This is a genomic window from Acinetobacter sp. YH12255 (assembly GCF_013417355.1).
Classification (GTDB): domain Bacteria; phylum Pseudomonadota; class Gammaproteobacteria; order Pseudomonadales; family Moraxellaceae; genus Acinetobacter; species Acinetobacter pseudolwoffii.
The window spans coordinates 1-25,011 of record NZ_VPEC01000023.1; the positions used below are offsets into that span (position 1 = coordinate 1).

A 25,011-nucleotide genomic window follows, 5' to 3' on the forward strand; every position below is an offset into this window, starting at 1 on the left:
TTGGAAGGATCAGCAAGCGAGGTCTATAGAGCGGAACGAATTATTAAAGACAGTCAAACGGCTAGGCAGATCGCTTTGGAAAAAGTGGTCTGGTTATCACCGTCGAAGTTTGGTTGAAACCAAGATGTATTGCATCAAATTATTAGGCGATAAATTAACAGCGCGGAGTTTTCCAAGTCAGGTAAATGAGATCCACGCACGCGTAGCGGTTTTGAATAAATTCACAGAATTAGGTCGCCCTCATACCCAAGTTGTCTCTTAAATTTGGATTACTTAGAGGAGTTCAGCCTTTCAAACCTTTATACAACAAAGCCGTTGAAGGTGTGAATTAATTAGAGACCAAGGATCACTTGTTAATATCTGTTGATCTCCAGCTTTTAAATTAGCGAAGGAGAATCTTAATTTATTATATTTAAATAATGCTATTTCACCCTGTTCTAATTTACTCATTTTAAACTCAATAAAAAACCCCACTAATTTATAGCGGGGTTTTGTTTAAACTTCAAGCAATTAAAGCTTAGTGCTGTAACACCGAAATATCAGCCACTTTCGTAAACAAGTCACGAAGCTGAGCAAGCATACGTAAACGGTTTGCTTTCAAGTCAGCATCATCAGCCATCACCATTACACCGTCAAAGAAAGCATCGACTGGCGCACGAAGTGCAGCAAGTGCAGATAACGCAGCAGTGTAGTCTTTGGCAGTAAATAACGGCTCAACCACAGGCGTGATTTTCGCAAGTTCAGCGAACAATGCTTTTTCAGCATCTTCAACCAGGTTTGCTTCAACCACAGCACCTTCAGGTGCAGCTTCTTTGGCAAGAATGTTGGCAACACGTTTGTTGGCAGCAGCAAGTGCAGCAGCTTCAGGAAGCGCGCGGAAGTGATTGACCGCATTTACACGCTTGTCAAAATCAAGTGGAGATTTTGGTGACAAGGCTTGAACAGCTTGAATCACATCAACAGCTACGCCTTGGTCTTCGTATTTGGCACGGTAACGACCTTCTAAGAATGCAACAGCATCATTTAAAGTCTTGTCGTGATCTTTCAATACATCGCCATAAGCAGCTAAAGCAAGTTTGATCAAATCTTCAATTGATACATCAAGTTCATTTTCAGTGACTAGACGTAAAATACCAATTGCAGAACGACGCAGTGCAAACGGGTCTTTAGAGCCTGTAGGCGCTTGACCAATACCAAAAATACCCGTCAAAGTATCTAAACGATCCGCAAGGGCAATGGTTGTACCTGTTTTGGTTTTCGGTAAAACGTCACCCGCGAATTTAGGTAAATACTGCTCGCCTAAAGACTCAGCAACTTCATCATTTTCGCCTTCAAGACGTGCGTAGTAAGTCCCCGCGATCCCTTGAAGTTCAGGGAACTCACCCACAAGTTCAGAGGTTAAATCACATTTTGCAAGAAGCGCTGCTTTTTCAGCATCGGCAGCATTTGCACCTGTAATTGGCGCTAAAGCCACAGCCAATTTTGCAATACGTTCAGACTTGTTCCAAAGCGTGCCCAATTCTGCTTGGAACACCATGTTCGCCAATTTCTCTTTACGCGATGCAAGCGGTTGCTTTTGATCTTGCAGGAAGAAGAATTCAGCATCCGACAAACGTGGACGAACCACTTTCTCGTTACCTTCAATAATTTGTGTTGGGTCTTTCGACTCAATGTTCGACACCGTAATGAAGTACGGTTGCAGTTTATTGTCAGCATTCACTAAACAGAAGTACTTTTGGTTGTCCTGCATGGTGGTAATTAATGCTTCTTGCGGAACAGCAAGGAAGCGTTCTTCAAAGCTGGCACGAAGCGCAACAGGCCATTCAACCAATGCTGTTACTTCGTCACGAAGGTCACTTGGTACAATTGCAATGGCATTGACTTCATCAGCCAACGCTTTCACTTGTTGGTCGATAATGGCTTGACGTTCTTCAAAAGAAGCCACAACATGCGCTGCTTTTAATTTCGCTAAGTATTCGTCAGCATGCGTTAAAGTGATTGCTTCAGGTGCATGGAAACGATGACCGAAAGTCACGTTAGCTGCTTTGTGATCTTGAATGGTTGCATCAACAATGTCGTTGTCTTTAAGCAATACCACCCATTTCACAGGACGTACAAATTCAGTACGGCTCGCCGCAGAACGCATGCGTTTTGCAATTGGCAGGTTGTCTAATGCATTTTGTAAAATTTGTGGTAAAAGTGCATCAAGGCTTTGGCCTTTGACATCTTTTAGGTAGCACACTTTTTCAACTTTACCGGCTTGGAAAGTCGATACTTGATCAACCGTGATGCCTTGACCACGCATAAAGCCTTCTAAAGCTTTGGTTGGGTTGCCTTCCGCATCAAAGGCTGCTTGCTTTGCAGGGCCGTCGAAACGTTTTTGCGTGTCAGCTTGCGCGCCATCAACATTGGTAATTTTTAATGCTAAACGACGTGGTGCTGCATAGGCTTCGATAGAATCAAAAGCAAGACCAGCATCTTTTAAGCCTTTTACGGTTTCTGCTTGCAATGCATCACGTAATTTTTTAAGGCTTTTCGGTGGAAGTTCTTCACAGCCTAATTCGAACAAAACGGTATGTTTAGACATTATTTGCTCTCCTTAGATTCAACTTTTGCTTCCGCTTCAACTTGTGCTTTTAACTGCGCTAAAACTTCATCACGAAGCTCAGGTTCAGCCATCGGGAAGCCCAATTTCGCACGCGCTGCTACATAGCTATTTGCAATGGCACGTGCCAAAGTACGCACACGTAAAATATAACGTTGACGTTCAGTCACCGAAATCGCGCCACGCGCATCTAATAAGTTAAAGCAGTGTGATGCTTTAATCACTTGCTCATAAGCAGGCAATGGCAGTTCAGCTTCGATTAAACGCGTTGCTTCAGCTTCGTAGAAATCGAACAGCTCAAACATTTTTTCAACGTTTGCATATTCAAAGTTATAAGTTGACTGCTCAACTTCATTTTGATGGAACACATCGCCATAGGTCACAGTACCGAACTGACCTTTGGTCCAAACTAAATCGTAAACCGAGTCTACACCTTGCAAGTACATGGCAAGACGCTCAAGACCGTAGGTGATTTCGCCTGTCACTGGGTAGCATTCAACACCGCCCACTTGCTGGAAATAAGTAAACTGCGTCACTTCCATACCGTTGAGCCAGACTTCCCAGCCTAGACCCCAAGCGCCGAGGGTTGGCGATTCCCAGTTGTCTTCGACAAAACGAATATCGTGTACCAGTGGATCGATCCCAATCGCTTTAAGCGAGTCAAGGTAGAGCTGTTGGATGTTGTCCGGGTTTGGCTTCAGTACCACCTGGAATTGGTAATAATGTTGCAGACGGTTCGGGTTTTCGCCATAACGGCCATCTTTCGGACGACGTGACGGCTGAACGTAGGCTGCGTTCCAGGTTTCAGGCCCTAAAGCACGAAGGAAAGTCGCTGTATGGAATGTTCCTGCGCCCATTTCCATGTCGTAAGGCTGCAAAATTACACAGCCTTGCTCCGCCCAGTAAGTTTGTAAGGCAAGAATTAAGCCTTGGAAGGTATCAATATGCGATATGGCGCGACTCATGGTCATCCACTTAAAATTAGAGAAAAATTGTGCTCAATTATAAGGACTTTGCAGGGGAGTGGCAAAGGGTTAATGTGTGGAACCTTTTTTGAAAAAATCCAGAATACCTTTAAACAAGAAGAGTCATCTATGCATCTGTCGTGATTTCAGCTTTACTGGCCGATTGAGGCTAACTTAAAAATCAAGAATAAATCAGATATATGGCATCCGATTAACCGGAGCATTATAAAGCTCAACTGATCTTATACGATTAGCATCCTAAAATTAGTTTAATATTCACACAATATAATAATGCTTAAAAATAAGGAAATTCATGACCACTTATCAAATTCAATGTCATTTAAAATATAAGGTTGTCCAGACCACAGAATTTGTTTTTCTGATTCAGGCGGCACATCATTCCGATCAAACTATTCTTGAACAACAATTGACATTTAATATGCCTGTCGTATGGCGTGAATTCCAGGATTTAAATCATCAAAATCGTTATATACGTCTGCATGTCCAACCTTGTGATGTCTTTGAAGTGCACTATAACGCGACAGTTGAACGTCATCCGGTGATTAATGCAGATGCGCAGCATAATCTGAATGAAGTGCTGATTCCGGATTTGCCTGATGCGGTGCTGCCTTATTTGCTGGCCAGCCGTTACTGTAATTCGGATTTATTTGCAGAAATGGCCAATCGGTCCTTTGGCTGGATGACGCCGGGTTATGCGCGGGTCAAAGCGATTGAACAATGGATTTATAACAATATATTTTATGTTTCTGGCAGCACGGATCAGTTTAGTACTGCAACAGATGTGCTCATCCATCGGGCGGGCGTCTGTCGTGACTTTGCTCATTTAGGTATTGCGCTGTGTCGTGCTTTAGGCATTCCAGCACGCATGGTGGTCGGTTATGTCGAAATCGAAAAATTTTTACCCGATTTTCACGCCATTTTTGAAGCTTATTTAGAGGGTGGGTGGGTACTGTTTGATCCGACCCGTTTGGCGCCTGTAGAAAATTTAATTCGGATTGGCACTGGCATCGATGCCGGAGATGTGGCATTTTCGACCTTCTATGGTGAGGTCGAGCTGATTAAAATCGAGCCGATTATTCGATCTGAATCAGATGAAAATCCGCTATCAAAGCCCACTGAAATTACTGCAAAATAACATGATTTTAAACAGTTTTATCAGCTTCATTGTAAGTCACGATGTTGTTGGAATATGCATGAAGTATAAAGCCTCAGCCCTTCAAAACCATTTTGATGATGAGCAATCATGCCGACATTTTTTTTCTAAAAAGTAGGCATACCTGCAGCATTAAAAGATATAAAACAAATATACCTTTAAGGCTGCTTGGTTCTATAATGCGGAAAATCGATAAAAAGTAAATCAGGTAGACTGTGTTTCACTCAAATCTAGACTGGCTCAATACCTTAAAACCAAACTTCAAAGTCCTTCCGCTCAAAGACCGTCTGTTATGCGGCATCGGTGCCCTGATCGGCTTGGCCGTATCCTCATTGCTGAGTTTGTGGATTCTGGGTGATTTTAAGGCCTGGTATATTGCACCGATGGGGGCGTCTTCGGTGTTGCTGTTTGCAGTGCCGGCCAGTCCTCTGGCACAGCCCTGGAATATTATGGTGGGGAATACCATTGCGGCTGTGGTCGGCGTAACCTGCGCATTATTCATGGCCAATCCGACTGAAGCTTTTAGTGTCGCCGTCGCTCTGTCGATTATGCTGATGATGACCACAGATTCCTTGCATCCCCCGAGTGGTGCGGTCGCGATTACTGCGGTCTTGGGCGGAAATGCGGTACATGATCTGGGCTATGCCTTTGTGTTTTATCCGGTGCTCTTAAATTCACTGCTGCTGATGATCATCGCCATTGTATTTAACCGCATGATTGGCAAGAGCTATCCGCAGCAGGCGCAACTGAATACCCGTTCTAAAGATCCAACCCCGACCCAGAAAGTTACCATTCAGCCGCAGGATATTCAGGACGTGCTAGACCAGCAAACAGAATTGCTGGATATCAGTGAATATGACCTGCAAAAGATTATTCTGGAAGCACAGGATATTGCCAATGCGCGGGCGGTGCATGAATTTACTTGTCAGGATATTATGACCAAAGATGTGGTCACGCTGCATGAAAATGACAATATTCATCATGCGCTGGACAAGTTTAAACAGATGAACCTGATGAGCCTGCCCGTGGTCAATGCAGAAGAAAAACTGGTCGGCACTTTGGCCATGTATGACGTGGTGGAATGGTTTAAGCGTGCTTCGGATATTCGCAGCAGTTGGGAAGATCAGGTCAGGCATATTATGAGCTTAAAAGTCGTCACGGTGCAGCCGACCCAGCCGATTCAGGATCTGGTGCCTTATTTTGTTGAACGTTCTTTTAATTATATTCCGGTGGTCAGTCAACAACAGCTGGTGGGAATTATCAGTCGTGCCGATATCATTGCTGCACTGAATCAGGAACTCAATCAACTTAAGATCAAAAGCAGAACTGAATAAGATGATTTTAGAGAAATTATCTGAGTTTAATGCATCTGCTTTGAGCAAGGATTTTGCTTAAAAAGCAGCGATACTTGCCAATAAAAAAGCACGCCAAAACGTGCTTTTTTATTGGACTTGGTTTAGAGGAAGAACCAGTAAATAAACAGTGAAATAATAAAGATACACATAATATTCAGTACAAAACCGACTTTCATCATTTCGCTTTGCTGGATATGACCGGTACCAAAGACAATCGCATTCGGTGGCGTGGCCACCGGCAACATAAAGGCACATGAGGCGCCAATACCAATGACAATCACCAGAATTTCTTTGGGCATACCCATCTGGTCGGCAATGGCAGCAAACACCGGCACCAGCAGGGCAGCCGAAGCGGTATTACTGGTAAATTCAGTCAGGAAGATAATAAAAGTGGCGACTACAAAAATAATCATCAGCGGGGAGGCATCACCAAAGGCATTGGCCAGAGTTTGCCCCAGTACCAGCGAACTGCCTGAATCCTTCAGAATGGCACTCAAGGTCAGACCACCACCAAATAGGTACAAGACCCCCCAGTCGGTATTTTCTGCAATCTGTTTCCAGCTTGCGGTACCTAGAATTACCACCATACAGGCAGCCGAAATTGCAATCCAGGTATCCGGCTGAGAAATACCAAAAATTTCGGTGAATTTTTTACTGAAAATCCAGGCAATTGCAGTACAGAGAAAGAGGATCATGGTGGCTATACGGGTGCCGGTCCAGGGAATATCTTCGGTCACAAATTGTACTTTGTGATTTAGTTTTGGACGTAGTACCAGATATAAACTGACTAGCATGGCGGGGAGAATAATGAACATCATCGGCAAGCCGATTTTCATCCAGTCGGCAAAATCATAGCCGAGTGCCTTGGCGGCAATGGCATTCGGAGGGGAACCGACCATGGTGCCCAGCCCGCCAATACTGGCCGAATAGGCAATGCCGAGCAGGATAAAGACAAAAGTTTTACGATCCTTGCTGACATCCAGATGTGAAAGCAAGCCTAAGGCCAAAGGCAGCATCATGGCAGCAGTGGCCGTATTGGAAATCCACATGGACAGCAGCGCCGTCACCACAAAAATCGCCAGTACAGAAATACCCAAATGCCCACCAGACATGGAGATAATCCACATGGCAATTTTCCGGTCCAGCTTCTGGATATGCAATGCCGTTGCCAGCGCAAAACCACCAAAAAACAGGAAAATGACAGGATCGGCAAAAGTGGCCAAAGCGGCTTGTGTGGTGATGGGAACCAGTCCCCCGTCAGAGGCCATTGGCATGGCGAGTAACACCGCCATCACTGGAACTAAAAGTGCGGTAATGGTGATATGAATCGCTTCAGTCAGCCAGAGAATACCGATAAAAGCCAGCAGAGCCAGACCCTTATTGGCATTCTGGTCATAGGGCAGATAAAGATAGAGGCTATAGGCCACAATAGCTGCAACAACAATAAGGATCCAGCCTTTGAGCAGCCCTTTAGGCATCGCATTGGTTGGGGTGGCTAGATTGGTCTGAGTCATATGCTCTCCTTGCAAGGTTTTTATTTACGTCATTTTTTATATCAGCTTTGAATTTGTAATTTTGCTTTGTTTAAAAAATACCCTATTTAAAGATACTATAACCAGATTGTTGCAATAATCCAGCACTTTGCCAGAGGGCATACAGGCCCAAGCCAAAAAGTAAAGCCAGGACAATCCATTTGAAGTGCTGCTGAGATAAACGATGGCGTATTTTGCCTCCGATCCAGACACCAGCAAGGGCGAATAAGCTGATCCCGATCAGAATATGCTGTTGATGGGTTTCCAGTGTGATCAGAATTGGAAATAGTAAAATCAGCTGGATCAGTTTACCGGCAATAAAATTGAGATTACTGATAATAACAATATCTATCTTTGAGAGCTGGCAACTCATCAGATACATCATCAGAAAAGGTGCCATAGCATTGGTCGCACCTCCAATAATGCCGGCCAGTAAACCAAAACAGAGCATGCTGGAAATATGCGGACTAACTTGTAAGGGTCGTGCCCGTAACTGGTTCAAGACATAAAATACAATTACCAGACCCAATAACAGTTTTAAATAAGCCTCATTTAGCCAAAGTAACAGCTTGACCCCGAGTACACTGCCGATCAGGCTACTAAGCATTAATGGCCAATAGCGTTTTATATAATAGCCAATACTATTCAACAGACTATGTGCAGGATCGGCATTCAGCATGATCAGATTCAGCAGCAAACAGGGCAGAATGACAAGCGTCACTGCCATACTCAGCGGATATTCACTGGACAGAACGGCTGTACTCATCATGGGAAAGCCGAATCCGCTTAAACCATGCAGCAGTGCAGCTAAGGCACAGAGCCAGAGCATCATCCATTCTGCCTGAGTCATCTGACATCCATTTCAAACATTGGAATATTGAATTTATCGCTAATTGAGCTAAAAGATAAAGTAAAAAGCTGTCATACAGCATAGAAATAACAAAAATATAGGCAAAAAAAAGCCACGATAATCTAGGGGAATTATCGTGGCATCAAAATCTCACCCCATTAGACTGGGTGAAGGAGGAAGCACTTCAATACATCTTGCTATAAATTAGGATGCAGATTAATAGCGTTTATCCTGATTGACGGTGCGCACAGGATTTTGATAGCCCTGAACTTGCTGAACCTTGTCCTGTTCAATGCTGTACTGCTTTTTTGGCATGATTAACCACAGAACCAGATAGACCAGAATACCCGGAAATGCAGCACTCATGACCGAAATCACCACAAAGATAAGGCGTAATAAATTTGCGTTCCAACCAAAACGTTCAGCAATACCACCCATCACACCTGCAATCATGTTTGAGCGGTTAGAGCGATATAAACCAACATTGGCCATTAAAATCTCCTGATTAAAAATAGGGTTGAATCCTAAAACAGATCCATACTTCAAAAATGGAGTTGGATCAAAATTTTTAAAGTGCTGATTGCAAATAAATTCGTTAAGTAATGTTAATAAAGATTAAATCCAGCTCTAAGAGCCACTAACATAGTGAAAATTCTATTGAACTCTTGTGTAAAGTTCATTGGCTTGCAATGTGCTCTGTACGTGCTGTGTTTCCTAATTTAGGTATGCTTTAAAATGAAATTGGATGTATCAAGTTGTACATTAAGCAGTTTTTTTAAATTCGGCCTAATGTTGGGGGGGATGGGCATACTACAGGCTTGTGATCGCCATCAAGTCAAGCCTGAGCAGGAGCTTCAGGCAGAATCAGGACAGGAGGGGGTGAAAATTTCCGCTGCGAATGCACAGCCTGATATTGTGCCGGTGAGTGCAAAATCTTTAACTCAGGTAGCAGGGCAAGCTACCCTTCGGGCAGAAACCGAGTCAAATCTGGCCGTCGTACCAGATTATGCCAAAGATTTTATCGGCCGCTATTATACCGAGATCGACTGTGATGGTAACTTTGCGCCCTGCAATGAGGGTAAGGCAGAATTTATTTTGACCTTAATGCCGGATGGTACGGTGCATCGCAGCATTTTGCAGTATGGCAAAGTGTTTATTGATAATGCCAAAAGTAGCACTGCCAGCAATATCACCTATCGCAAAGACCGTTGGTTTATCAATCCGGAGCGTACCGAGGTGGTGGTGAGTCGCAAAGAAGGGGCGAGCTTTTATTATACGATTAAGGATTCGAACCATCTGGTGATGAATCTGGACAAAATCTATAGTGAAAAGGAAAGAATCAATCGTGAATTATTTGATCGCGGCTATCCTGCACCCTCTAAAGCTTATGAACTGGTAAAAGACACCACATTTGATATTAGAAAATAATGCGATAAGAAACGGCGCTGCTCTTTTTTTTAGAATTGGATTAAAGAAAACTATTTATAACTGTTTAAAAATCAAAACAAGTTTTGAAGACAAATCAGCCTAAAATCCAAGCGTGAAAATATAATAGCAGCTGATAGAAAGCAAATCAAAATAGTGTAAGGGATGTTTCAGAAAAAATTCTAAGCAAAGAATGGTGGGCCGTCCGCGACTCGAACGCGGGACCAATGGATTAAAAGTCCACTGCTCTACCAACTGAGCTAACGGCCCATTCTGGGTAATCAAAATGAATTTGATTGAGATTTCTAAAACTGATGTTTTAGAATGATGGTGGGCCGTCCGCGACTCGAACGCGGGACCAATGGATTAAAAGTCCACTGCTCTACCAACTGAGCTAACGGCCCATCAAGGGATATCAAAGAAATGGTGGGCCGTCCGCGACTCGAACGCGGGACCAATGGATTAAAAGTCCACTGCTCTACCAACTGAGCTAACGGCCCTGAACCGGCATTCAAACTAGGTTTGAATGTATAGTGCAAGTCAAGCTAAATAGCTTAAAGCACCACTTTGTTTGATGGAGCGTATTGTAGCAAGATCTCATTTCAGCGCAAGCAAAAAATAACAAAGTTGCCCATGTTTGATTATAAATAGAACAATTGTGCTTTATCTAAACAAAAAATAGGCAACTTCAGTACTTAGAAGCGATATTGGTAGGCCTGAATGTTGGCAAAAATCTCTGCTGTGAGCTCAGAATAGGCCGTTGCACCTGGTAAGAGAACCAACAGGCGTTCATCGGTTTTATTCGGATCGAATGCTTGCTCTTTCAACCTGTTTTTCTGGTATTTAAAGGTGCCTGTGGTTTCAACCTGCTGTTGTATACGTAAAAATACCGGTACTGCATAAGCCGGTAAGCATTTTTTAAAGCAAGCGGCCATGGCTGCTAAATCTGCATCATCCAATTTTACATCGGGTTTCAGGGTAATCGCAGCCATGCCGGCACGACCATTGGTATTGGGGATTTCTACCCCATACACCACCGCTTCAACGATTTTGTCATACTCAGTCAGCATGTTTTCCACTTCAGTGGTGGAAACATTTTCCCCTTTCCAGCGGAAAGTATCGCCCAGACGATCGACAAATTGCGCATGACGGAAGCCGATATTACGCACCAGATCTCCGGTATTGAAGTAAGCATCACCTTTGGTAAATACATCCTGCATGATCACTGACTTGTTTTTTTCCGGGTCGGTATAACCATCAAAGGGTGAGCGGCGGGTGATTTTACCAATTAATAAGCCGGTTTCGCCTTTTTTTACCCGTTTGCAATGGCCTTTGGCATCCCGTACCGGCTCATTTTTATCTTTATCAAAGGCAATAATGGCATACGGTGTGGGTGAGAAACCGACGGTATTGTCAAAATTGAAAATATTGCTAAAACCGACATTGCCTTCACTGGACGCATACAATTCCAGCACTTCCTGAATCCCAAAACGGGATTTGAACTTGTCCCAGATATTCGGGCGCATGCCATTTCCAATCATTCGGGTGACCCGATGGTCTTTTTCCAGTTCAGAGGGAGGGGCATCCATCAGATAGCGGCACAACTCACCGACATAGCCAATTGCAGATGCATCAAATTTCTTTACATCTTTCCAGAAGGAGGAGGTCGAGAATTTACGTCGAATCGCAAGCGTTCCTGCACCTGCAATCACGCCACACCAGCACACCACCATGCCTGTGGCATGATAAAGCGGCAGGGTGCAGTACATCACATCATCTTTCTTCAGGTTTAGCACATGGCCATAGGTGCCATAAGCCAGCGTCCAGCGCCCGTTGGTAAAGATCACCGCTTTAGGTAGGCCCGTGGTACCCGAGGTGTAAATATAGAACAGCCCGTCTTTGCCCTGCACTGAATGGGTGGTCGATGGATTGAACTTAGGGGAGAGATCGGTTTTTTCAGCCAGGTTGATAAAGCCTTCAGGTGCCTGACCCGGATCGGCTTGAGTATTTTGATCTGCAAACCAGTGCAAGCGGTCACTGCTAATATTCAGGTCATTACGAATTTCGTTGACTGCATGACGACATTCTTCACCGACAATCAGGGCAATCGGTTTGACCAGATTGATACTGTGCGTCAGCACTTTGCCGACTTGAGAGGTATTGACCAGAGCGGTGGTCACACCCAGTTTAGCCAGACCAATCACGCTGGCAATCAGTTCAGGGCGGTTCTCGACCATGACAGCAACAACATCACCTTTCTTGGCACCCAAGGACAGATAGAAATGGGCAATCTGGTTGGCCCAAGCATTGAGAGCGGCATAGCTATAGCTTTGCTCTTCAAAACGCAAGGCGATACCTTCCGGGTTGCGCTTGGTCGCTTTTTCAAAAGCCAGACCCAGGCCGGCCGGTGTGTTCGGAGTACGTAAATATGCCTGTCTTAGACCAGTGAGCAAATTGGGCACTTTGGTCAAGAAAGCCGGGATTTTGGCAGCGACATTTGCAATCCCAATCAGATCGTGTGGTTTCATTTGGGTCATGAGAATCCTATTTATTTTTCGTATCCGATACGTTCAATTTATATACAGTAGACGAGCTATCCATCTTTTAGCGTTAAAATACTAGTGCAATCAACCTATTCTGACTAAATCTAGCAAAAAAAACCTAGTCATCGAAATGACTAGGTTTTTTTATGTGACTGCAATTGGGCAAATTATGACTCAGTTGCAGTATTGGCTTTTTTCGGTGGACGGCCACGTGGACGACGCGGGCGAGCAGCTTGCTTCTCGGCTTTTTCCGCTTCGCTGGCTTCAGCTTCCTCTATGGTCGCTTCTGCCACATCTTTGCTTTTTGCCACAGGCGCTTTTGTTTCAGCTGGAGCCGCTTCTTCGACCTGAACTTCAGCTGGTGCAACTTCAGTGGTCACTTCTACTGGTGCTGCGGTTTCAGTTGCTGGTTCCGTCGGCTGAGTATTTTCCGTCGTTTCAACCACTGCTTCCGATGCTACAGGTGCTTCAGTTACAGCTGCTTCAACAGGTTCAGCTGGTGCTTCTACTGCTACAGGTTCTGGCACAGTTTCAACCGCCGGCGCGGCTTCTACTTTTGCCTGCTGTTTGGCTTGTTGCAAAGCCTGTTCCGCAGCCTGTTTGGCCAAACGGCGACGCTCACGTGGATCGTTGGCAACACGCTTGTCTGAGACCGGTTTTGGTGGGTTCAGGTCCAGGACTGGAGCAGGCTCTGCTTCAACCTTGGCTACCGTTACTTCAACATCACGGGTGACCGGTTTTTTCTCTGCAGCAGCAGGTGCTGCGGCAGCCACCAGACTCGCGTTGTACTCTTTCGTGAACTTTTCTAAAGCACGGTTGAAGGTTGGTAATAAACCAAACTGTTCAATCAGCACTGAGCAGTCTTCACCATAGACATGACGAATCAAGCTACCAATGGTGAACTGGCCCAAAGTTGGCACTTGTGACGGTGTTAACTGCTGAGCTGCAGGTTGTTGCGACTGTGCTGCACGCTGCTGGCGACGACGCTGACGCGGATCGTTGCTGGCCCGTGTTTTTTCAGACGTTGCTTCAGTCGCTACAATTTCTTCCACAGGAGCTGTCAAGGTGGCTTCAACCACATTTTCAGCTGCAGCCGCTTCAACTGGCGCATCTACCGGTGCAGTGACTTCAACTGCTGGCGTTGCAACTGTAGCATTGTCATTCAATGCCACGATTTCGCTTTTTGCCTGGTCAATATTTACGACCATTGCTGTTGGCATCACATCCGTACGGGGTGCATCGACCAATTCAACACGAAGCTGCTTGTCATTGACGGCCGGCGCTTCAACAACTGCAGGAGCTGCCTGAGGCGCTTGTTCGTTCAGAACACTTGGATCGCGGTGGCGATTTGGGCGTTCCGGACGTTGCTGGTTGCGGCGGTCACGGCGCGGCATTGCCTGTTGTGGCTGTTGTTCATTGTTCTGAACATCATTTTGCTGCGCTGGCTCGTTGTGATGCTGACGGCGAGAATGACGCTTGTTTTCACGTGCTTCATGGCGTTGTTCTTGACGAGACACCTGAACCACTTCTTCATGCACTTGATGTTGCTGAGGTGCAGGAGCTTCAGACTGAACCTGCTCGCGCGGTTCTTTGTGCTTCGGGTTCGGGTTGCGCGGTTTCTTGTTGTGACGTGGTGCCCTTTCTTCACGCTCTGCCGGTTTTTCTGCCGCATCACGTTCCTGTTTTTGTGCAACAGTCGATGGTGCCAGGTAAGCATTATTGTTGCTTGATACAGCAGCAGGTTGTGCTACGTGCTGTGGTGCTGGCTGTGCAACCGGTGCAGCCACCTGACCGAACTGGCCACGACTTACCGCACCGCCATTGATCATTTGTTCAATCGCTGCTGCAGCATTATTGGCAGTACGTGATGGATCAACAGTCGCTGCCTGTTTTTGTACAAACAGGTTTTCTAACCATGCACATGGGCTGCTTGAAGCTACTGGAGCTACTGCCTGTACAGGTGTTTGCTGTGCCACTTGCGGTTGAGCCGGCTGGTTTTGTGGATTGCGGCGTTTATTGTTATTACGGCCGTTGTTTTGTTGCGGCTGTGAAGGCGCTGGTGCTGCGTGTTGCGCATGCTGCTCTTCTTCTAGATGCCATTCAGAAGACTCATAGCCCAATTCTTTTTCACTTGAACGGGTCGCTTCGGTACGTTCATAGCTGGTTGGGGCAAAGCCTTCGGCATTATAGGTAATTTCATAATGCGGTGTTTCTAGATGCGGATGCGGCAATACTGTCACACGTACATTCGAGGTCTGTTCCAGATATACCAAGGTATGACGCTTTTCATTCAACATGAATGCAGCAATTTCGACCGGAACTTCGACCTGAACTTCACCTTGACGTTCACGCAGCGCAATCTCTTCCACTTTACGCATGATTGAAAGTGAAAGTGAACGCAAGTCACGTACCATGCCAGTACCATGACAGCGTGGGCAGACATAGCCAGTCGCTTCTTCAAGAGAAGGACGTAGACGCTGACGGCTCATTTCCATCAGGCCAAAACGTGACAATTGACCGAATTGAATACGGGCACGGTCACTCTGGGTCGCTTCACGAAGTTTCGCTTCCACCATACGCTGGTTGCGATCTTTGGTCATGTCGATAAAGTCGATCACCACCAGGCCGCCGATATCGCGTAAACGGAGTTGACGCGCAATTTCTTCTGCAGCTTCAATATTGGTGTTCAGCGCAGTATCTTCAACATCGCTACCGCGGGTCGATTTTGCTGAGTTGATGTCAATCGACACCAAAGCTTCAGTTTGATCGATGACGATCGAACCGCCAGAAGGGAGTTTTACTTCACGTTCATAGGCAGTCTGAATCTGGCTTTCAATCGCGAAATGAGCAAATAAAGGCTCATTTAAGGTATAGGTTTTCAGTTTGTCGAGTTGACGTGGCATCACTGCTTTTACGAAGTTATAAGCTTCGTTATAGGCTTGCTTAGAGTCAATTAGAATTTCCGCAACATCATCACGCAGGTAGTCACGAATGGCACGTGTCACCACACCCGCTTCCTGATGCACCAACATTGGAGATGGGCCAGAACTTGCTGTTTTCTGGATTTGTGCCCAAAGGTCAAGCAGATGTTGCAGATCAAGTTGCAGCTCTTCTTGTGAACGGCCGATGCCGGCAGTACGCACAATCACGCTCATGCCACGTGGTACGTTAAGCGTCGCCAGCATTTCTTTCAGTTCTTCACGCACAGCACCAGAAATTTGACGGCTGATACCACCACCTTTCGGGTTGTTTGGCATTAAAACCAGGTAACGGCCAGCAAGTGAAATAAACGTAGACAGGGCAGCGCCTTTATTGCCACGCTCTTCTTTTTCCACCTGAACCAAAAGCTCGGTACCTTCCGTAATCAGTTCACGGATATTTGAGGTCTGGCGAGGGTCGGCTTTGTAATATGAGTTTGCAATTTCACGCATCGACAGGAAGCCTTGACGACCTGCACCATATTCGACGAATACAGCTTCTAAAGAAGGCTCAACGCGAGTCACGTGACCTTTATAGATATTGGATTTTTTTTGTTCACGGGTACGATTCTCTAAATCAAAATCGTAAAGACGCTGACCAGTGACAAGTGCAACGCGAATTTCTTCGGCATGTGTTGCATTAATCAACATACGTTTCATGGGTGTAACACCTTATAGTGATACACAGCAAAAAATCGCTATACACGTAGCGAACATCACACATCACGGATCAATGGCTCAAATCTGCAATGAATTTCATTGTGGTCTGAGTCTTTTCTTACCGGCTTCTACTTGTATAGATAGGCTTCGGTTTTGATTCACGTATTGATGATGGCAATACGGCTTCAATCTTTGAACGGATTAAAGTCACCTGAACGCTTCACTGGCGGACGAGCGGTGCATTGGATGTATGTAACTTTCACTGTCACATTGCTCGAAGATCATCCCTTCTTTATAGAAAGTGTCTTGATACGGAATTGTCGTCGTATCTTTACAAACTGTGCAGATCCAATGCATCGACGCTGTAGCCTGAAGTCGTCTTCAGGGTGCGACTAATCTGATGTGTATCAGTTTACGTTTAAAAACCAACGAAAGTTGGCGACATATTTTTTAAGACAAACTGATTTATGTACCTGAGGTACAATTAAACGCAACAGTTTGCTTTGTTTGCCGATATAATAAGCCTTCGGCGTCGGCATAATTCTTTGGGGACCTTCCCGTATCATGTGAGTCTTTAATTGAACAATCAAGTTCAGAAAAATCTGAAATGATTCAACTTTTACCCACAAACGATGGTTTCCGTGCGCTGACTATATCAAACCTTGCATCATCTGCCTATGGGCTAAGCTTATGTTTCTTGTGTAAAGCATAACCTAAGTGATCAGTTTTTAATCAATTTTAGTATTTTTTGGGTCATAGTAACTGTATGAATTCTACGCAACAATGGCAAAACGTCACTTGGTTTGAAGTGGATGAACATCAAGATGGACAACGCATCGATAATTTCCTGTTTAGTCGTCTGAAAGGTGTGCCAAAAAGCCGTATCTATCGCCTGATTCGTGAAGGCCAGGTGCGCGTCAATAAAAAACGCATCAAGGCGGAAACCAAACTGGCGATTGCTGATCAGATTCGTGTTGCACCGATCCGTTATGAGCAAAAAGATGAATCTGCTGCGCCCATTTCTGACAAGGTTGCCAATGGTTTGTTGGCCCGCGTGATCTATGAAGATGAAGGTCTGATGGTGGTGAATAAACCTTCGGGCATCGCGGTACATGGCGGTAGTGGTGTCGCATATGGTCTGATCGAAGGCTTACGTGCAGCGACTGGGAAAAAATATCTGGAACTGATTCATCGTATTGACCGTGACACGTCTGGTTTGGTGATGATCTCGAAAAAACGTAGCGTACTGAAAAGCTTACAGGACATGCTACGTGAACATAAAATTAAAAAAACCTATGCTGCTGTGGTCAAAGGTAACGTAGCACTTGACCGTCAGTTGATTGATGCGCCTTTACATCGGTATGAGCTGGCCAATGGCGAGCGTCGTGTCTGTGTATCGCCGAAAGAAGGTAAAGAGTCGAAGACGCAGTGGAATGTGCAGGAACGCTTTATGCATGCCACACTGGTCTATGCCTCTCCACTTTCGGGTCGTACCCATCAGATTCGTGTACATGGTCTCAGTATTGGTCATCCGCTGGTTGGTGATGAAAAGTATGGTCATGAAACTGGCTATAACGGGCCGAAACCACGCCGTCTTTGCCTGCATGCCATGCGTCTGGAAATTCCGGGTTATGCCATGATTGAAGCACCTTTGCCGGAAGATATGCAGAGTCTGGTGGCGCAGTTAAGAGCACAGAAAGCGGATAAGCCGACGGCTCAGTAAAGACTTATTTTTTTTCTTTTAATAAATTCAATCCACCCTAACCCTCCTTTGAAAAAGGAGGGAATTCCCCTCTTTCTTAAAGAGGGGCTAGGGGAGATTTTAGGCATTAAACCTCTCTCTAGCCCTCTTCTACAAGGAGAGGGCTAGAGAGAGGTGGTAAAGCTACCTAACCTTGAATCAAATTTAGGAAACCTTATGAACACACCTGTAAAACTGGTCATTTTTGATTGGGATGGCACGTTATTTGATTCGGTCAGTCAAATCGTGGCGAGTTTGCAGTTTGCAGCACAGCAGTTTCAGCAGCCCTTAAGCGATGAAGACGCGAAAAGCATTATTGGCTTAGGTTTGCCTGAAGTGGCACAGCGTTTATTTCCGAATGTGCCTGAATTGCATGCCAATATTTTACAAAGTTATTCCGAACACTATGTGGCAAACTCTTCCGGAGATTCCTGGTTTGAAGGGGTGGCACATATGCTTGCAGATTTGCAGCAACACGGTGTGAAGCTGGCAGTGGCGACGGGTAAAAGCCGTAAAGGTCTGGATCGTGTCTTGAAGCAGACCAACAGTGAGCAGCTGTTTGTGACCACGCGTGCTGCCAGTGAAACCCGTTCCAAACCAGATCCACTCATGTTAGAAGAAATACTGGCAGAAACGGGTGTACAGGCCGAACATGCGCTTATGGTCGGTGACACTTCTTATGATCTGGAAATGGCACAAAATATGGCCATGCCAAGTATCGGTGTCAGCTATGGCGTGCATGAACCTGAACTTTTGGCGCAATTCAATCCGGTCTGTATCGTGGATGATGTGACCGCTTTACATGCGGCATTGTTGGCTAAAGTCCAATGGAAACAAGCAATTTAATCTATTATCTTGGTTACAGTAAAAAATGGTATTTCCCCGGTTTAAAACTGCCGGGGAGCGCCATAGATTTAAGCGTTTGCTCTTATCTTTTAGTCTAAAGTTGCAATTATGTTGATTTTATTCGGTCAGATTAGCGGAGTTTTTTTGCTAAATGATGATGCATTTTAAATACTAAGATTTTGTTTTGTCTTGGTTTTTATGGATTTTCTTTATAGATAATAGCTATAGCAAAAAATAAAATAACTATTGGCATAAAAGCCGTATTTTTCCCATCCTAAAACTGTTTATTCATATGCTCGCTCTGAGAAAGGTAATCCTGACGGATTATCGGCCTGATCATGTCCATATTTTCTGTCCATCTTAGATCTCAGCATAAGCCTAATTTTTGCAGTTTAAGGAAACATTGATGTCGAATTCTGCTGTTGTTGAATCAGTTGCACAAGCCCTTCGTAGCGCTGAATTATCACAAACTGCGATCGCGCCGATTCGCCCAGAACTGGGTGGTGAAAGTGCTGACGTAGATATTGCCTATGCCGTTCAAGAAGTGAATACCGAGCGCGCTTTGTCTGAAGGTCGCCGTCTGGTCGGCCGTAAAATTGGTTTAACCTCTAAAGTGGTTCAAGCGCAACTCGGCGTAGATCAGCCTGACTTCGGCATGTTGTTTGCTGACATGGCCTATGGCGATGGTGAAGTAATTCCTGCAGGTCTGCTGATTCAACCTAAGGTTGAAGCGGAAATCGCATTGGTAATTAACCAGGATTTGACCAAAGAAAAACATACCTATGCAGACATTATCAGCGCGACTGAGTATGCCCTGCCTGCAGTTGAGGTGGTCGATAGCCGGATCGAAAACTGGAAAATCAGTTTAATTGATACAGTTGCAGATAACGCATCTTCCGCAGCATTCGTTTTAGGTTCTCAACCTGTAAAACTTGAAAACCTTGATCTGGTGAACTGCAAAATGGTCATGACGCGTGGTGACGAAGTTGTGTCTCAAGGTGTGGGTAAAGCATGTCTGGCCAATCCACTCAATGCTGCAGTTTGGCTGGCAGATGAAATGGTACGCCGTGGTCGTCCATTACTTGCAGGCGACATTATCTTAACAGGTGCCTTAGGGCCTATGGTTGTGGCTCAACCAGGCGATGAATTCAAAGTTGAAATTGAAGGCTTCGGTTCTGTTACAGCTGCATTTGCTGCTGAATAATCGAGATTCCAAGAGAGTACATTCATGAAAAAGATTAAATGTGCAATGATCGGTCCAGGTAATATTGGTACGGATTTGCTTTATAAATTACAACGCAGCGAATGGTTAGAGCCAGTGTGGATGGTGGGGATTGACCCGACCTCTGAAGGTCTGGCACGTGCTGCAAAAATGGGTTTAAAAACCACCGCTGAAGGTGTGGATGGTCTTCTTCCTCACGTGATTGCAGATGATATTAAAATTGCATTCGATGCAACGTCTGCTTATGTACATGCTGAAAACAGCCGCAAGCTCAATGAACTTGGCGTACTGATGATTGACTTAACGCCTGCTGCGATCGGTCCTTTCTGTGTACCACCGGTCAACCTTGAAGCATTGCTTGCGGGTGGCGAAGTGCCAAACGTAAACATGGTCACCTGTGGCGGTCAGGCAACGATTCCGATGGTTGCTGCAGTTTCTCGCGTTCAACCGGTTGAATATGGTGAGATCATTGCAACGGTATCGACTAAATCAGTAGGTCCAGGTACACGTAAAAACATTGATGAATTTACCCGTACCACTGCCGGTGCCATTGAGAAAGTGGGCGGCGCGAAACAGGGTAAAGCGATTATCATCATCAACCCGGCTGAGCCACCACTGATGATGCGTGACACGGTTCACTGTCTGGTAGAAGGTGAACCGGATCAAGCAGCGATCACTGAATCTGTACACGCAATGATTAAAGAAGTTCAAAAATATGTACCGGGTTACAAGCTTGTCAATGGTCCAGTTTTTGATGGCAACCGCGTGTCAATTTACTTAGAAGTTGAAGGGCTTGGTGATTTCCTGCCGAAATATGCCGGTAATCTTGACATCATGACTGCTGCTGCAGCACGTACTGCAGAGATGTTTGCAGAACACGTATTCAATAAAGACGCTTAAGGAGCAACCACATGTCTAAGATTATTGTTCATGATATGACTTTGCGTGATGGTATGCACCCACAGCGCCATCAAACCACTGTTGAGCAAATGATTGCGATTTCAACAGCACTTGATGATGCAGGCGTACCTTTAATCGAAGTAACCCACGGTGACGGCCTTGGCGGTTCATCCGTCAACTACGGTTTCGCTGCTGCAACTGACGAAGAATACTTGTCAGCTGTTGTACCACGTATGAAGAATGCCAAAATTTCTGCATTACTTCTACCTGGTATCGGTACGGTTGACCATTTAAAAATGGCGCATGAAATTGGTGTATCTACTATTCGTGTGGCAACACACTGTACAGAAGCAGACTGTTCTGAACAGCACATCACGGCTGCACGCAAACTAGAAATGGACACGGTCGGTTTCTTGATGTTGGCGCACATGGCATCTCCTGAAAAACTGCTTGAAGAAGCGAACAAGATGGTGTCTTACGGTGCAAACTGTATCTATGTCACTGACTCAGCAGGTTATATGCTTCCTCAAGATGTCATCGATCGTGTTGGTCATTTACGTCAACACTTGGACCCAAGCATTGAGCTCGGTTTCCACGGTCACCATAACTTGGGTATGGGTGTATCGAATACGGTTGCTGCGGTACAAGCCGGTGCAGTACGTGTTGACTTGGCATCTGCAGGTTTGGGTGCGGGTGCGGGTAATACACCACTTGAGTTGTTCATTGCGGTTGCAAACCGTATGGGCATGGACACTGGCGTTGACTTGTTCAAAGTACAAGACGTTGCTGAAGATCTGGTCATTCCAATGATGCACAACCCGATCCGCGCGGATCGTGATGCAGCAACTTTGGGTTATGCGGGTGTGTATTCTTCATTCCTGCTGTTTGCTAAACGCGCTGAAGCAAAATATGGCGTTTCTGCACGTGAAATCCTGATGGAGCTTGGTCGTCGTGGTACGGTCGGTGGTCAGGAAGACATGATTGAAGATTTAGCATTAACTATGTCTAAAGCACGTGAGTTACAAGCTTAACTTTTAATCGCTCAGTATTAAAATAAGTTTGATAAAAAAGCATCCAAATTGGGTGCTTTTTTATTTTAAATGAGACTGATTAATATATTAAAACTCTGGGGTGAGATGTTTTAGTTATAATGTTGTAGGGCGATTATTTTGGCTTTATATTTTCCTTAAACATAAAAACGATAAATAAAAAATGGCTGCTGAAAGATTTTAAAAAATTTACTCTTATTAATAGAAGAAACAAAAGTTTGAATTAAATATCTGGTCAATTTTTTATTTTAATTAATCGTTTTAAAATCTAAGCGATTGGTTGCTTGAGGAGAGGTCTGAAATATCGGCCGATGAAAGCAGAAAATCTTAATACTGTGGTCGGATTTTTTATTTAAATCGACTTGCGCATGATGGCGACATAGATTTTATCTGTTAAATGGGGAACTCATGATGCGTCGTCAAAACTTATGGATAGCAATGTTTGCTGCGATAGCAACTTTAGGAACAACTGCAGCGAATGCAGATTTTATTGACGACAGTAATGTGCAATTAAAATTTAAAAATTTCTATTTAGATCGCCAGTATCAAGATGATGCTTCATCACGTAACTGGGGTTCTTGGTCACAAGGGGTGACTCTGGATGCCAAGTCGGGTTATCACGATATCGGTGGTGGTGTGCAGGTCGGTGCAGATCTTCTTATTCAGCATGCGTTCCGTTTGAATGGTCGTGATAATAATCCTGACTGGGTTTTACCGCATGAAGGACCAGGCAAAGGGCAAAAAGATAATTTTGGTAAAGTTGGTGCGACCTTAAAAGCCAAAGTGTCACAAACTGAACTGAAAGTCGGCGAGTTATTGCCGGTATCTCCAGTCTTGGTATTCGATCCATCGCGTCAGTTATTGACGACGTATAGTGGTGCCTGGTTAGAGTCTAAAGACCTTAAAGATACCAAGTTAACTCTTGCGTATATTGATGGCATTAATAACCGTTATGACAACCAGTTCCGCGACTTAACTAAATTTGCTCCACCAAGTTTCTATGATACGGGTGCTGAAGCGGATGGTATGTACATTGCGGGTATTGATCACCAATTTACACCTGAGATTGGTGCAAGCTACTGGTATGCCGATGTACAAGATATTTATACCCAGCAATATGTTGGTGCAAACTATAAAACCAAGTTAGGTGAAAAAGCCAAACTTGATAGCCATGTACGTTATTTCAATAACTCCGAATCTGGCGATAAATTATATGGTGAGATCGACAACCAGGCATTATCGGTAGCTGCAAAAATCAATCATGGTACGCATACGGTCGGTGTGGGTTATCAGCAAATGTTTGGTGACAGTGCATTCCCGACATTGGGAGGCTGGGTGCCACAGCCTTATTTGGCAAACTGGGGAGTCTCAACTTTCACAGCGCCGGAAGAAAAGTCATGGCATGTGTCTTATGGTTATGACTTTTCTGAAGTCGGCTTGAAGGGACTAAATGCAACAGCGATTTATTTCAAAGGCTATGATCAGCAAGGTACCGGAGCATATCAAGGTCAGAACTTCAATACGGATGAAGTGAATGCAATCGTCAATTACACTGTGCCAGAAGGTAAATTAAAAGGTTTAGGCGTACAGGGCATGTATATTGATGTGAATTTTGCAAATCCAGCAAAACCAGACCTTCAGGAATACCGTGTAGCAACCACTTATACCTATAAGTTCTAATTCTGCTGCCTTGATCAAGAGCGCTATCCGGTGTAGCGCTGTTTTTCTATCTGCACATAAACTAAATCCTGAAAATAAATAAGGATTTTGATATTAAAATAACCATATAAAACATAAACTTAAATTATATTTATTTTGTAGTGTGCAATCGTAATTTTGTATCAGTTGACCCGTCTTGAGCGGTTAAGATAAGGATGTAAAAAAGTCATTTTAATGAGTCAACTTGACGTCGAATTCTTGAAAAGAGAGGGACACGCAAGCGAAAGACTGTAAGAGGAAGTAATATGAGCACTGTTCAAATCCCTGACTATCAAACAGATCCGTTCTTTGGCTTGGAAGACAAATGGATTGAAACTGCTGAAGGTGAGTTGACCCATTACCACGAAATTGGTGAAGGTACGCCTATTCTATTTTTACACGGTTCAGGCACAGGTGTATCTGCTGCGGCAAACTGGTGGTTAAACCTGCCACAAATTGGTGAGCAAGCACGTTGTATCGCGATTGATACCATTGGTTATGGCCAAACTGTGGTTGCGCCAAACACTGAATATGGTATTCGTGCCTGGGTAGACCATGCGATCCGTACGCTAGATGCTTTGGGTATCGAAAAAACCTGGTTAGTGGGTAACTCTTTAGGTGGCTGGTTGGCATTCCAGTTGGCACTGGATTATCCAGAGCGCGTTTTGGGTATCGTGTCTATGGGGACAGGCGGTGCGAAACAAACTGCTGCACTCAAAGCGCATGCAAACCCGGTGTTGACTGAAGAAGGCATCAAGAAAACCTTGTCAATGTTTGTGGTAAATAAAGACTTGATCACGGATGAACTGGTTAAAGTTCGCTTTGCTTCTGCTGCAAATGACTATGCATCAAATCGTTTGATGGATGTAGTTGGCGCACGTGACCGTGACCGTTTCGAATTCCCGCTTGATTTCGAAAAAATGAAAGATATTACTGTGCCAGTGTTATTGATTCATGGTACGCAAGACGTGGTCATTCCAGTATCACGTACTTGGGACATCCTGAATGTGGTTCCAAATGCTGATGCGCACATCTTCAGCCAATGTGGTCACTGGTCTCAAGTTGAGAAAGCAGACGAATTCAATACTGTGATCAAAAACTATCTTGCTGTTCACGGCGTAAAATAATTTTACCGTGTTTTAAAAAGGGATGGCTTCGGTCATCCTTTTTTTGTGGGCAAAATATTGAACAGAATGTATTTAAGTGCATATGATTCTCATTTGTATAGGTTGATGTAAAAATCTAATTATTTTTAGCAAGTTATTAAATTTAAGCCGAGAAAAAACTGACTTAACTTTTATTAGACTTAAGTTGTAAATGAAGGGAGTTTAGGGTGAAAAACAGGCAGTATTAGCCTAGATCAGGCGACCAATTAAGGAGCTACAGATTGATCCTTTATCAAAAAATAGAATTTAAAATAAATTTTTTAGCAAAAAATGATAAAACAAAAAAGCACATGCCACTCAAA

17 protein-coding genes, 3 tRNA genes and 1 pseudogene are annotated in these 25,011 nt (G+C 44.6%); 11 read left to right on the plus strand and 10 right to left on the minus strand.

Features of this window, described 5'->3' with window-relative positions; all coding sequences use genetic code 11:
* Nucleotides 1–262 (plus strand): annotated as a pseudogene (locus FTV30_RS10500) (IS5/IS1182 family transposase); the annotation flags it as partial.
* A 255-nt stretch (nt 263–517) separates the two neighbouring features.
* On the opposite strand, the gene glyS reads toward FTV30_RS10500, so the two are convergent.
* Both glyS and glyQ read right to left on the minus strand, forming a co-directional pair.
* Nucleotides 518–2,587, minus strand: coding sequence for a glycine--tRNA ligase subunit beta (gene glyS, locus FTV30_RS10505; protein WP_180001558.1), 2,070 nt, complete (start codon nt 2,585–2,587; stop codon nt 518–520).
* A complete protein-coding gene (gene glyQ, locus FTV30_RS10510) occupies nt 2,587–3,570 on the minus strand; it encodes a glycine--tRNA ligase subunit alpha (protein WP_005095400.1) in 984 nt (327 codons plus the stop codon). Before glyQ ends, glyS begins: the two co-directional genes overlap by 1 nt.
* 313 nt (nt 3,571–3,883) lie before the next feature.
* On the opposite strand from glyQ, the gene FTV30_RS10515 reads away from it, so the two are divergent.
* Both FTV30_RS10515 and FTV30_RS10520 read left to right on the plus strand, forming a co-directional pair.
* Nucleotides 3,884–4,726 (plus strand): transglutaminase family protein, encoded by an 843-nt coding sequence (locus FTV30_RS10515; protein ID WP_005172908.1) that lies wholly within the window; start codon nt 3,884–3,886, stop codon nt 4,724–4,726.
* A gap of 233 nt (nt 4,727–4,959) precedes the next feature.
* Nucleotides 4,960–6,078, plus strand: a complete 1,119-nt coding sequence (locus tag FTV30_RS10520) for an HPP family protein (RefSeq protein ID WP_005095404.1) — start codon at nt 4,960–4,962, stop codon at nt 6,076–6,078.
* 122 nt (nt 6,079–6,200) lie between these two features.
* On the opposite strand, the gene FTV30_RS10525 is transcribed toward FTV30_RS10520, so the two are convergent.
* The 3 genes from FTV30_RS10525 to FTV30_RS10535 form a co-directional block, all read right to left on the minus strand.
* A complete protein-coding gene (locus FTV30_RS10525; protein ID WP_005172903.1) occupies nt 6,201–7,613 on the minus strand; it encodes a DASS family sodium-coupled anion symporter in 1,413 nt (470 codons plus the stop codon).
* Between the two features lie 82 nt (nt 7,614–7,695).
* A complete protein-coding gene (locus FTV30_RS10530) occupies nt 7,696–8,481 on the minus strand; it encodes a sulfite exporter TauE/SafE family protein (protein ID WP_180001559.1) in 786 nt (261 codons plus the stop codon).
* Nucleotides 8,482–8,697: 216 nt separating this feature from the next.
* Nucleotides 8,698–8,973, minus strand: coding sequence for a PspC domain-containing protein (locus FTV30_RS10535; protein ID WP_005095409.1), 276 nt, complete (start codon nt 8,971–8,973; stop codon nt 8,698–8,700).
* Between the two features lie 243 nt (nt 8,974–9,216).
* On the opposite strand from FTV30_RS10535, the gene FTV30_RS10540 reads away from it, so the two are divergent.
* Nucleotides 9,217–9,909: a hypothetical protein gene (locus FTV30_RS10540; RefSeq protein WP_180001560.1), complete on the plus strand. Its 693-nt coding sequence runs from the start codon at nt 9,217–9,219 to the stop codon at nt 9,907–9,909.
* Between the two features lie 191 nt (nt 9,910–10,100).
* Here the strand turns inward: FTV30_RS10540 and FTV30_RS10545 are convergent.
* The 5 genes from FTV30_RS10545 to FTV30_RS10565 form a co-directional block, all read right to left on the minus strand.
* Nucleotides 10,101–10,176: transfer RNA gene (locus FTV30_RS10545), tRNA-Lys, on the minus strand.
* Nucleotides 10,177–10,234: 58 nt separating this feature from the next.
* A tRNA-Lys gene (locus FTV30_RS10550) sits at nt 10,235–10,310 on the minus strand.
* A 20-nt stretch (nt 10,311–10,330) separates the two neighbouring features.
* A tRNA-Lys gene (locus tag FTV30_RS10555) sits at nt 10,331–10,406 on the minus strand.
* Between the two features lie 195 nt (nt 10,407–10,601).
* Nucleotides 10,602–12,434 (minus strand): long-chain-acyl-CoA synthetase, encoded by a 1,833-nt coding sequence (locus tag FTV30_RS10560; protein ID WP_373683716.1) that lies wholly within the window; start codon nt 12,432–12,434, stop codon nt 10,602–10,604.
* 182 nt (nt 12,435–12,616) lie between these two features.
* Nucleotides 12,617–16,087 carry an Rne/Rng family ribonuclease gene (locus FTV30_RS10565; protein ID WP_180001561.1) on the minus strand — a complete coding sequence of 1,157 codons (3,471 nt, stop codon included), beginning with the start codon at nt 16,085–16,087 and terminating at the stop codon, nt 12,617–12,619.
* Between the two features lie 766 nt (nt 16,088–16,853).
* On the opposite strand from FTV30_RS10565, the gene FTV30_RS10570 reads away from it, so the two are divergent.
* From FTV30_RS10570 to FTV30_RS10600, 7 genes are all read left to right on the plus strand, one after another.
* A complete protein-coding gene (locus tag FTV30_RS10570) occupies nt 16,854–17,810 on the plus strand; it encodes an RluA family pseudouridine synthase (RefSeq protein ID WP_005095416.1) in 957 nt (318 codons plus the stop codon).
* 195 nt (nt 17,811–18,005) lie between these two features.
* Nucleotides 18,006–18,674: an HAD-IA family hydrolase gene (locus FTV30_RS10575; RefSeq protein WP_005095419.1), complete on the plus strand. Its 669-nt coding sequence runs from the start codon at nt 18,006–18,008 to the stop codon at nt 18,672–18,674.
* Nucleotides 18,675–19,080: 406 nt separating this feature from the next.
* Nucleotides 19,081–19,878 carry a 2-keto-4-pentenoate hydratase gene (locus FTV30_RS10580; protein ID WP_005095421.1) on the plus strand — a complete coding sequence of 266 codons (798 nt, stop codon included), beginning with the start codon at nt 19,081–19,083 and terminating at the stop codon, nt 19,876–19,878.
* Nucleotides 19,879–19,902: 24 nt separating this feature from the next.
* On the plus strand, nt 19,903–20,796 hold the full coding sequence (locus tag FTV30_RS10585) for an acetaldehyde dehydrogenase (acetylating) (protein ID WP_004278526.1): 894 nt from the start codon (nt 19,903–19,905) through the stop codon (nt 20,794–20,796).
* An 11-nt stretch (nt 20,797–20,807) separates the two neighbouring features.
* On the plus strand, nt 20,808–21,827 hold the full coding sequence (dmpG, locus tag FTV30_RS10590; protein ID WP_005102984.1) for a 4-hydroxy-2-oxovalerate aldolase: 1,020 nt from the start codon (nt 20,808–20,810) through the stop codon (nt 21,825–21,827).
* A gap of 429 nt (nt 21,828–22,256) precedes the next feature.
* Entirely contained in the window at nt 22,257–23,525 is a 1,269-nt protein-coding gene (locus tag FTV30_RS10595; protein WP_180001574.1) for an OprD family outer membrane porin, read from the plus strand.
* 284 nt (nt 23,526–23,809) lie between these two features.
* The gene (locus tag FTV30_RS10600) at nt 23,810–24,670 is read left to right on the plus strand and encodes an alpha/beta fold hydrolase (RefSeq protein WP_005095425.1); all 861 of its coding nucleotides are present in this window, start codon (nt 23,810–23,812) and stop codon (nt 24,668–24,670) included.
* The last annotated feature ends 341 nt before the right edge of the window (nt 24,671–25,011 follow it).